Origin of the sequence: Mycobacterium sp. 852002-10029_SCH5224772 (assembly GCF_001667315.1) — a bacterium.
Lineage (GTDB): Bacteria > Actinomycetota > Actinomycetes > Mycobacteriales > Mycobacteriaceae > Mycobacterium.
The window spans coordinates 1-9,355 of the sequence record NZ_LZHT01000082.1 but is presented as its reverse complement, the minus strand read 5'-3'; the positions used below and the strand labels follow the sequence as shown (position 1 = coordinate 9,355).

General features: G+C 67.7%; 8 protein-coding genes. 3 read left to right on the top strand and 5 right to left on the bottom strand.

What is annotated here, in order from left to right; translation table 11 throughout:
* The coding region (locus A5775_RS13885) for an HNH endonuclease signature motif containing protein (RefSeq protein WP_156660694.1) at positions 1-576 on the top strand (576 nt) is incomplete at its 5' end.
* Between the two features lie 20 nt (positions 577-596).
* Here A5775_RS13885 and A5775_RS13880 read toward each other — a convergent pair.
* From A5775_RS13880 to uvrC, 5 genes are read right to left on the bottom strand one after another with little or no spacing between them, the layout of a single operon-like run.
* Positions 597-1,997 (bottom strand): wax ester/triacylglycerol synthase family O-acyltransferase, encoded by a 1,401-nt coding sequence (locus A5775_RS13880; RefSeq protein ID WP_067253067.1) that lies wholly within the window; start codon positions 1,995-1,997, stop codon positions 597-599.
* Positions 1,998-2,050: 53 nt separating this feature from the next.
* Positions 2,051-3,028, bottom strand: coding sequence for a DNA-binding protein WhiA (whiA, locus tag A5775_RS13875; protein WP_082953015.1), 978 nt, complete (start codon positions 3,026-3,028; stop codon positions 2,051-2,053).
* On the bottom strand, positions 3,025-4,101 hold the full coding sequence (locus tag A5775_RS13870) for a YvcK family protein (RefSeq protein ID WP_067253063.1): 1,077 nt from the start codon (positions 4,099-4,101) through the stop codon (positions 3,025-3,027). The genes whiA and A5775_RS13870 overlap by 4 nt, the downstream gene beginning before the upstream one ends.
* Complete coding sequence (rapZ, locus tag A5775_RS13865; protein ID WP_067253061.1) at positions 4,098-5,009, bottom strand: RNase adapter RapZ; 912 nt, start codon at positions 5,007-5,009, stop codon at positions 4,098-4,100. The genes A5775_RS13870 and rapZ overlap by 4 nt, the downstream gene beginning before the upstream one ends.
* Positions 5,006-6,961 carry an excinuclease ABC subunit UvrC gene (gene uvrC / locus A5775_RS13860; RefSeq protein WP_067253059.1) on the bottom strand — a complete coding sequence of 652 codons (1,956 nt, stop codon included), beginning with the start codon at positions 6,959-6,961 and terminating at the stop codon, positions 5,006-5,008. Before uvrC ends, rapZ begins: the two co-directional genes overlap by 4 nt.
* A 115-nt stretch (positions 6,962-7,076) precedes the next feature.
* Here uvrC and A5775_RS13855 point away from each other — a divergent pair, with 115 nt between their 5' ends.
* Both A5775_RS13855 and A5775_RS13850 read left to right on the top strand, forming a co-directional pair.
* The gene (locus A5775_RS13855) at positions 7,077-8,252 is read left to right on the top strand and encodes a cupin domain-containing protein (protein ID WP_067253057.1); all 1,176 of its coding nucleotides are present in this window, start codon (positions 7,077-7,079) and stop codon (positions 8,250-8,252) included.
* A gap of 279 nt (positions 8,253-8,531) precedes the next feature.
* Positions 8,532-9,355, top strand: an 824-nt coding sequence (locus A5775_RS13850) for a PPE family protein (protein WP_156660693.1), incomplete at its 3' end; no start/stop codon positions are given.

Below are 9,355 nucleotides of genomic sequence, written 5' to 3'. Positions count from 1 at the left end.
CAACGCAATCACGACGCCCTGCTGGCCGGGCTGCGCGCCCTGCTGGCCTCCGGCGAGTTGGGCTGCCACAACGGCCTCCCGGTGTCGGTCGTGGTCACCACCACCCTGCAGGATCTGGAAGCCGGCGCGGGCAAAGGCGTCACCGGTGGCGGGTCGTTGGTGCCGATGTCGGATCTGATCCGCATGGCCAGCCACGCCCATCACTACCTGGCGATCTTCGACCACGGCAAGGCCCTGGCGTTACACCACACCAAACGGCTGGCCTCACCCGCGCAACGAATCATGTTGTACGCCAAAGACCGCGGGTGTACGAAACCGGGCTGCGACGCACCGGCTTACCATAGCCAGGTCCACCACGTGAGTGGCTGGACCAGCACCCACCGCACCGACATCGACGACCTCACCTTGGCCTGCGGCCCCGATAACCGCCTGGTCGAAAAAGGTTGGACCACCCGCAAAAACGCCCACGGTGTCACCGAATGGCGACCACCAGCCCACCTGGACCGCGGACAACCACGAATCAACGCTTTCCACCACCCCGAACGATTTTTACGCGACGGAGACGACGACCCGTAGCGCGAGATCGCCAGGCAGGCCTAGCTCGAGCTGGTCTCCCCCGCTGCGGCCTTCTCGAGGTCGGTCAATGCCGACTCGATCCGGTCGGCCATGTCGTCGATGTCGTTGGCGACCTCGGGCGTCGTCACGAAACCGAAGTCCAGGTAGTCCTGGTAGGAGAAGCAGGTGATGTTCAGCGCGACATCCATCACCGGCGGGCCCAGCGGCACCAGCGAGTCCAGTTTGGCGCCGGCCATGTACAGCGGGAACGGCGGGCCGGGGACGTTCGAGACGACCAGGTTGATGGGGGCCAGGTTTCGCGACAATCCGCTGGCCGTGTAGGCCCGCGCGGCCAGGTGCAACAGTCCCGGCGGCGTTGTCTCGGTGAGCCCCATGATCTGATGCGCGGACAACGCCTTTGCCATCAACTTGGCACTTTGCGTGCTGTCGTGGATAACCCGCAGCCGCTCGGCGGGGTCTTCGATATCGGTGGCAAGGGAAACGGTCATCGAACCCACCTTGTTGCCGACGTCGTCTTTATTGTCGTCGGTGCGCGTCGAGACGGGGATCTGCGCAATGAGCGGCTTGGCCGGCAGCTCACCACGCTTCTGTAAGTATTCGCGGGCCGCCCCGGCGACCAACGCCAGCACCACGTCGTTGAGCTTGACGCCGTAGGCATCCTTGACGGCCTTGGCGCGGGCCAATTCGACGCGGCAGCCGGTGATGCGCCGGTGCGGCGAGACCGACGCATTGAACCGGGTCTTGGGCGCATCGAAGTAGCGCGATGGCTTGCCGCTCACCCCCAACGCGGCGACCTGTTGGCGCACGGTCTGCTCGATCAGCCGCGCGACGCGGAACGGCGTCTTGACGCCGACGTTGATCAACGCGCCCACCGCCCGCCGCTCGATGCCCGGAATCTGCAACCCCACCAGCGACCCGACCGTCTCGTGTTGAGCCGGCCGTGGTTCCGGCGTTGCGTCCAAAAGGATTTCACCCAGCCCGGCGCCCGATACACCGTCGACGATAGCGTGGTGCATCTTGGTCAGCGTCGCGAACCGCCCGCCCTCGACGCCCTCGATCACCCACATCTCCCACAGCGGACGCGAGCGGTCCAGCTTGTAGGACATCAATCGGCCCACCAGCTCCTCGAGCTCGCATCGACCGCCTGGCGCGGGAACCCCGATGCGGCGGACGTGGAAGTCGATGTCCAACTCTTCGTCTTCGACGAACCACGGCCGGTCCAGGCCCAGCGGCGCGCCGGTGACCCGCCACCGCAACTGCGGCACCTCCGGCAGGCGGTCGATGAGCAATTGGCGCAGGCGCGCAAAGCTGTACTCGGAGCATTCCTTCGGGTCGCAAATCGCCAACGCGCCCACGTGCATGTGCCAGCCGGCGGTTTCCGCCGACCAAAACGCCGCATCAACACTCGAAAGCCGTTTCATCACCCGACCGTAGCCCCCGCCCACGCCTTGCGAACAGCGATTCGCGCGACCAGTTACGCGTCCTCTAGCAAATCCGGCGTCACCGCCGACTCGGTGTCGGGAATGCCCTCGATCTTCGCCTTACGGTCGGCCATCGACAGCAACCGTCGAATACGGCCGGCCACAGCATCTTTCGTCATCGGCGGATCGGCGAGGCGGCCGAGCTCCTCCAGCGACGCCTGCCGGTGCTCGACGCGCAGCTTGCCGGCCGAGGCCAAATGGTCGGGGACGGTGTCGCTGAGTATCTCCAGCGCCCGCTCCACCCGGGCGGCCGCCCGGACCGCCGCCCGCGCCGAGCGGCGCAGATTGGCGTCGTCGAAATTGGCGAGCCGGTTGGCCGTGGCCCGTACCTCGCGGCGCATCCGGCGCTCCTCCCACACCAGCCGGGTGTCCTGCGCGCCCATCCGCGTCAGCAACGCGCCGATCGCCTCGCCGTCGCGCACCACCACCCGGTCGGCGCCGCGCACCTCTCGGGCCTTCGCGCTCACGCCCAGCCGGCGCGCCGCGCCCACCAACGCCAGCGCCGCCTCGGGGCCGGGACAGCTGACCTCCAACGCCGAGGACCGGCCCGGCTCGGTCAGCGAGCCGTGCGCCAGGAAGGCTCCCCGCCACGCGGCCTCGGCGTCGCCGACGCTGCCGCCGACCACCTGGGCCGGCAGCCCGCGCACCGGGCGGCCGCGGTTGTCGAGCAGCCCGGTCTGGCGGGCCAGCGCCTCGCCGTCGTTGGCCACCCGCAGTACGTATCGGGTGCTCTTGCGAATCCCGCTGGCGGACAACACATGCACGACGGCGGTGTAACCGTAAAGCTCGAAAATGTCTTTGCGCAGCCGCCGCGCGACGTTGCCCAGATCCACCTCGGCCTCGACCACGACGCGACCGCCGACGATGTGCAGGCCGCCCGCGAACCGCAGCAGCGACGTGACTTCCGCGCGGCGGGCGCTGACCGATTTCACGACCAAGCGGCTCAGTTCGTCCTTGACTTCGGTCGTCATCGCCACGAGTCGTCACCCCTTGGTCCGCTGCCGGCCGGTCCATGCCCGCCCGTGGGTGGGCGTGCACCGTCGACCCGAATATCCGCGGTGGCCGTGACCGGAGCCGCTTCCGGAGCCTTGTGGGCCGCCCGGACCCCGTCCAGGGCCGCCGCGAGCTTGCCTGGATCATGTAAAGGTGTACCAGGTCGGGCCACGTCGGCGAAGTGGACCTCGGCATGTAGCAGCGCGGCGGTGCGGCGCAATTGCTCGCGTTCCCGCTCACTCGGCACCCGGTCGGCGTCGATGATCATGTCGTGCACGGTGAATTCCGGTGCGTGCTGGGCAAGGACATGCAGATGACGCTCGACGGAGAAGCCGGCCGTCTCCCCCGGCTCGGCCACCAGGTTGAGCACCAGGGCACGCCGCGCGGTGGTCGCCCGCAGCGCCGCGCCCAGCTCGGGCACCAGCACGTGCGGAATCACGCTGGTGAACCACGAGCCGGGACCCAGCACCACCAGGTCGGCGGCCATGATGGCGTCGACGGCCTGCCTTGTGGCCGGGGGGTTGTCGGGCAGCAGCCGCACCCGTCGCACCTTGCCCGGGGTGGTGGCGATCGCCACCTGGCCGCGGATCACCCGGAACATCCGCGGGTCGCCTTCCAGCCCGGACACGTCGGCCTCGATCTGCAACGCGATCGGGCACATCGGCAGCACCCTGCCCTTGACCCCGAGGATGCGGCCCAGCTCGTCGAGGGCGGCCACCGGATCGGCCAGCACCTCGGACAGGCCGGCCAGCATCAGGTTGCCGATCGGATGCCCGGCCAGAGCGCCACTCCCGCCGAACCGGTGCTGCAGGATGGTCGCCCACAGTCGCCCATGTGGACTGTCAGATGCCAAGGCCGCCAACGCCATTCGCAGATCGCCCGGCGGCACCACGTCGAGTTCGCTGCGCAGCCGGCCGGAGGACCCGCCGTCGTCGGCAACGGTCACCACGGCGGTGACGTACGGGGTGAGCCGCCGGGCCGCCGACAACGTCGCGTACAGGCCGTGTCCGCCGCCCAGCGCGACGATGCCCCGGTTGAACGGCTCGCTCATTCGCGGCCCAGATCCCGGTGCAGCACCCGCACCGACAGCTGGTGATCGGCGGTCAGCAACTGCATCAATTGCTCGGCGATCGCGACGCTGCGATGCTTTCCCCCCGTGCAGCCGATGGCGACCGTCATATAGCGCTTGCCCTCCCTGCGGTAGCCGTCGACGACCAGAGATAGCAGTCGATGGTAGGCGTCGAGAAACTCGGCCGCGCCGGGCTGGCTCAAGACGTAATCCCGCACCGCGGGGTCCTGCCCGGTGCGCGGGCGCAATTCGTCCACCCAGTGCGGGTTCGGCAAAAACCGCACGTCCATCACCATGTCGGCGTCCATCGGCAGGCCGTACTTGAAGCCGAACGACTCGACCGTGACGCTGGTGGTCGCGCTGGCGTCATTGCCGAACGCCCGCTCGATGGTCTCGCGCAGGCCCCGCACCGACAGCGTCGAGGTGTCGATGATCAGGTCGGCCGTGGCGCGCACCGACGCCAGCATCCGACGCTCCGCGGCAATGCCTTCGGCCAGCGTCTGATCGCCCTGCAACGGGTGGCTACGGCGATTCTGCTCGTAGCGGCGCACCAACATGTCGTCGGATGCTTCCATGAACACCACCCGCGGGGCGATGTTTCGGGTCGCCAATTCGGTACGCACCGAGTCCAGATCACCGGTGAAGCCGCGCGACCGCACGTCCATCACCACCGCCAGCTGGGTGATCCGCGACCCCGCGTCCATGCCGAGATCGACCATCCGGGTGATCAGCTGCGGGGGCAGGTTGTCGGCCACATACCAGCCGAGGTCCTCGAGCACCTTGGCGGCGGTGCCCCGCCCGGCCCCGGACAACCCGGTCACCAGGACGACGTCGATACCGGCCGCAGCCTCCACCGAGTGACCGCCCGCCAACTCACCCGGGCCCGTCATTGCGCCGCCCTGGTCTCATCGGGGGCCTGCTCGGGTCGCAACGCCTCCAGGACGGCGGTGGCGGTGGCGACACCGATGCCGGGAACGGCGGTGATCTGGTCGACGGTGGCCTCCTTGAGGCGGGCTATCGAACCGAAATGGCTTACCAATGCCTTACGGCGATGTTCTCCCAATCCTGGCACCGAATCCAGCACCGATGCCGTCATCCGCTTGGATCGCTTGCTGCGATGGTAGGTGATCGCGAACCGGTGCGCCTCGTCGCGGATGCGTTGCAGCAGGTAAAGCCCCTCGCTGTTGCGCGGCATGATGACGGGGTCGGGTTCCGAGGGCACCCACACCTCTTCCAGCCGTTTGGCCAGGCCGATCACCGCGACATCGGTGATGCCGAGGCCCTCGAGCACCGCGTTGGCGGCGTTGACTTGCGGCGCGCCGCCGTCGACCACGTACAGGTTCGGCGGATAGGCGAAGCGGCGAGACTTCCCTTCCGGTGAAAGCATATTCGGGTCGTTTTGTTCGCTCAGGTGCCGCGCGAAGCGGCGCCGGGTCACCTCGGCGATGGAGGCGACATCGTCGGAGCGCCCTTGTCCGGCGGCTTCCCGGATGCCGAAGTGCCGGTAGTCCGATTTGCGTGGCAGACCGTCCTCGAACACCACCAGCGAGCCCACCACATCGGTGCCCTGCACGTGGCTGATGTCCACACATTCGATGCGTAGCGGCGCCTCGGACAGACCGAGCGCTTCCTGAATATTTTGCAGCGCAGCGGATCTGGCGTTGAAGTCACCGGCCCGCTTCAGTTTGTGTTGCTGCAGCGCTTCTTTCGCGTTGCGCTGCACGGTTTCGGCCAGCGCGCGTTTGTCGCCGCGCCGCGGCACCCGCAGCGCCACCCGGGACCCGCGCAGGCCGGTCAGCCAACTGGTCAGCTCGTCGGCATTGGACGGCAGGCAGGGCACCAGCACCTCCCGCGGCACCGGGTTCGCCGATTCGTCTGCGGCGCCACCCAATTCGGCCTGCTCGCCGTAGAACTGGGTCAGGAACTGCTCGACCAGCTGCTCCTCGCCGGAATCGCCCGGGTCGGCGGACTTTTCGACGATCCAGCCGCGCTGACCGCGAACCCGGCCGCCGCGCACGTGGAACACCTGCACCGCGGCCTCGAGATCGTCGTCGGCGAAGGCGACCACGTCGGCGTCGGTGCCGTCGCCGAGCACCACGGCCTGTTTTTCCATCGCCCGCTTCAGCGCGCCGAGGTCGTCGCGCAGCCGCGCGGCCCGCTCGAAGTCGAGCCGCTCGGCCGCGGCGTTCATCTGCTGTTCCAGGTCGCGGGCGAACCGGTCGGTCTTGCCGGACAGGAAGTCGCAGAAATCGTTCACGATCTGGCGATGCTGCTCCGCGCTGACCCTGCCGACGCAGGGCGCCGAGCACTTGTCGATGTAGCCCAGCAGGCACGGCCGGTCAATCTGCCTGTGCCGCTTGAACACTCCGGCGGAGCAGGTGCGCGCCGGGAACACCCGGGTGAGCAGGTCCAGCGTTTCCCGGATGGCCCACGCGTGCGAATACGGCCCGAAATAGCGCACCCCTTTGCGACGCGGGCCTCGATAGACCATCAGCCGCGGGAATTCCTCGTTGAGGGTGACCGCCAGCACGGGATAGGACTTGTCGTCGCGGTAGCGGACGTTGAAGCGCGGGTCGAATTCCTTGATCCAGTTGTATTCGAGCTGCAGTGCCTCGACTTCGGTGTTGACCACCGTCCACTCGACCTTGGCCGCGGTGGTCACCATCTGGCGCGTTCGCGGATGCAGGCCGGCGATGTCGGCGAAGTAGGACGTGAGCCGGCTGCGCAGGCTCTTGGCCTTGCCGACGTAAATGACCCGGCCGTGCGGATCCCGGAATCGGTAGACGCCCGGCTCGACCGGGATGGACCCGGGCGCGGGGCGGTACGTGGCGGGATCTGGCACAGATCCAGGTTAGTAGCCGGGAACGACGTGCCGAGGACGGCAGGGCGCGTGCGGGTGCCGGTCTACTGTGGTGCCCACGAATGTTTGGGGAGGCCGGCAAGGGTTGGGAGGAAATTTGGCCGTCGAGTCCTCGCTCGCCTGGTTGCTGCAGCCCCTGCCGGTCGACACGTTCCTCGACGAGATCTGGGCGATCAGGCACCACCACATCCAGCGGGGCGAGCCGGGCTACTTCGAGGGCCTGCTGCCCTCGGCCGTCGACGAACTGCTTGAGCAGATGCGGCCGGAACCGTCGGCCGTGCGCCTGGTGAAGGGCGGCCAGGACAAAGATCCGGCCAGTTACCGCAACGACGACGGCGGCCTCGACCCGGCCCGGGTTCGTGACGGCATGGCTGACGGACACACGATCGTGCTGAATGGTCTCGAGCGGTACCTGCGCACCGTGGCCACGCTGTCGCATTCCCTCGAGGTCGAGCTGAATTTCCCGACACGGGTCAACGCCTACCTCACGCCTCCGGACTCCACCGGCTTTGTTCCCCACTACGACCCGCACGACGTGCTGGTCCTGCAGATCCAAGGGTCCAAGACGTGGCACGTGTCCACCGGCTCCCCCGTACCGTCACACGAGATCCAGAGCCGCAAAGGGGTCGGGACGGACGGGCTGGCGTCGGCGACCGACGTGTGGCTGCGCGCCGGCGATGTGCTGTATCTGCCGCGGGGCCAAGTGCATTCGGCCGAAACGCACTCGGAGCCATCCGTCCATTTGACGATCGGTCTGCACGCACCCACCGTGCTCACGCTCGTCACACACGCTCTCTACGCGCTGAGCTTGCGGGCCCCCGAACTGCACACCCGCTTGTCGCCGCGGCACCTGGCCGACGCGGACGTCCGCGCCGGCCTGGGCGACCTGGTGCGCGACACCCTGCGAACCGTCGACGGCCCCGACATCGTCGCGGGCGGTCTCGGCGCCCTGGAGGACGTCTTGGTCCGGCGTGGCCGGTGCCCACCGGTCGGACGGGTCAGCGACACGGTCGGAATCGACGCGCAGACGCTGGTGCGCAAGCACCAACCGCTCTACGCGCGGGTGACGCGCGTAGCCGATCGCGTTGTCCTGCAATTCGCTCAGTTGTCCGTGGCAGCCGGGCTCGACCACGAAGCCGCGATGCTGTTTCTCGCCTCGAGTAGCGAGCCGTTTCGGGTCGGCGAACTGCCCGGGCTCAGCGCCCCGCAGCAGACGGGGCTGGTCCAAACGCTCCTCCTGAACGGATTCCTCGCCCGGCTGTCCGATGACTGACAATTAGCTTCGTATTTCCGGGGAAATTACTGGATTATATCCGTATTTGCGGTTGCTTCAGGGATAAGATTCGCTACATGCGGATTGCTATCCGCACAGCCGTTGCCTTTTCGCATAGCTGACTCGTCGCTACCCATGGACGCGTCAGCTGACCTCGCCCCACGCGATATCGGCGCCGGAGCCTTCGAACGAGATCGCAGTTTCGCAACCACGGGCCGCTGACCGGTTCGTCGGGGAGGAGCGCAACATGGCAATACGGGCGGACCAGGGTGGCCGACGATGACGATGCCGATCTGGGCGGCCTTTCCGCCGGAAGTGAATTCGGCGGCGCTCTCCACCGGCCCGGGGCCCGCCTCGTTGTTGAACTCGGAGACGGCGTGGCTGAACTTGAGTGCCGAATACGACACGGCGGCCACCGAACTCAGCGACTTGTTGGCGGAGGTGCAGGCCGGGACGTGGCAGGGCCCCACCGCGGAGGCCTTTGTGGCCGCGCACGTGCCGTACCTGGCCTGGCTTTTACAGAACAGCGCCAACGCCACGGCGGCGGCCCTCGAGCACGACACCGTGATCGCGGCCTACCAGGCCGCGTTGGCGGCCATGCCGACGCTGGCAGAGATAGCAGCCAACAAAGCCCTGAACGCCTCACTGATAGCGACGAATTTCCTTGGTGTCAATACGATTCCGATCGCGCAGAACGAGTTCGACTATTTGCAGATGTGGCTGCGGGCGGCCACCGCGATGGCGATGTATGAAGCGGTGTCCCAGACCGCGATGACGTGGGTCCCGCCCACCGCGCCACCCCCGCCGATCCAGCTGGCCAACCCCCCCAACCAAGATGCGGGCGGGGGGGCAGATCAGCTGAGCTGGTGGGTAGATCGCGTGCAAATGGTTGCCCAAGAACTCAACGCGGACCTGAGTCAGCCTGGGTCCAACCCGTCTACGGCCATCCACAGCCTGCTGACTGACCCGCTGCTCCTCAAGGTTCCGCATTGGGCGGGCGAGTCGCTTTACACCTTCATCCCGCAAGTGCCGCAATTGACGCAGCTCTCGTTCGGCCTGATCGCGCCGTTCATCTCCGTCGCGGCGACGGCCGGTCTGGCGGG

Excerpts from the sequence above, each read along its gene's own strand:
- A5775_RS13880 (WP_067253067.1), bottom strand. The coding sequence starts at position 1,997 with ATGAAACGGCTTTCGAGTGTTGATGCGGCGTTTTGGTCGGCGGAAACC.
- whiA (WP_082953015.1), bottom strand. The coding sequence starts at position 3,028 with ATGACGACCGAAGTCAAGGACGAACTGAGCCGCTTGGTCGTGAAATCG.
- A5775_RS13870 (WP_067253063.1), bottom strand. The coding sequence starts at position 4,101 with ATGAGCGAGCCGTTCAACCGGGGCATCGTCGCGCTGGGCGGCGGACAC.
- rapZ (WP_067253061.1), bottom strand. The coding sequence starts at position 5,009 with ATGACGGGCCCGGGTGAGTTGGCGGGCGGTCACTCGGTGGAGGCTGCG.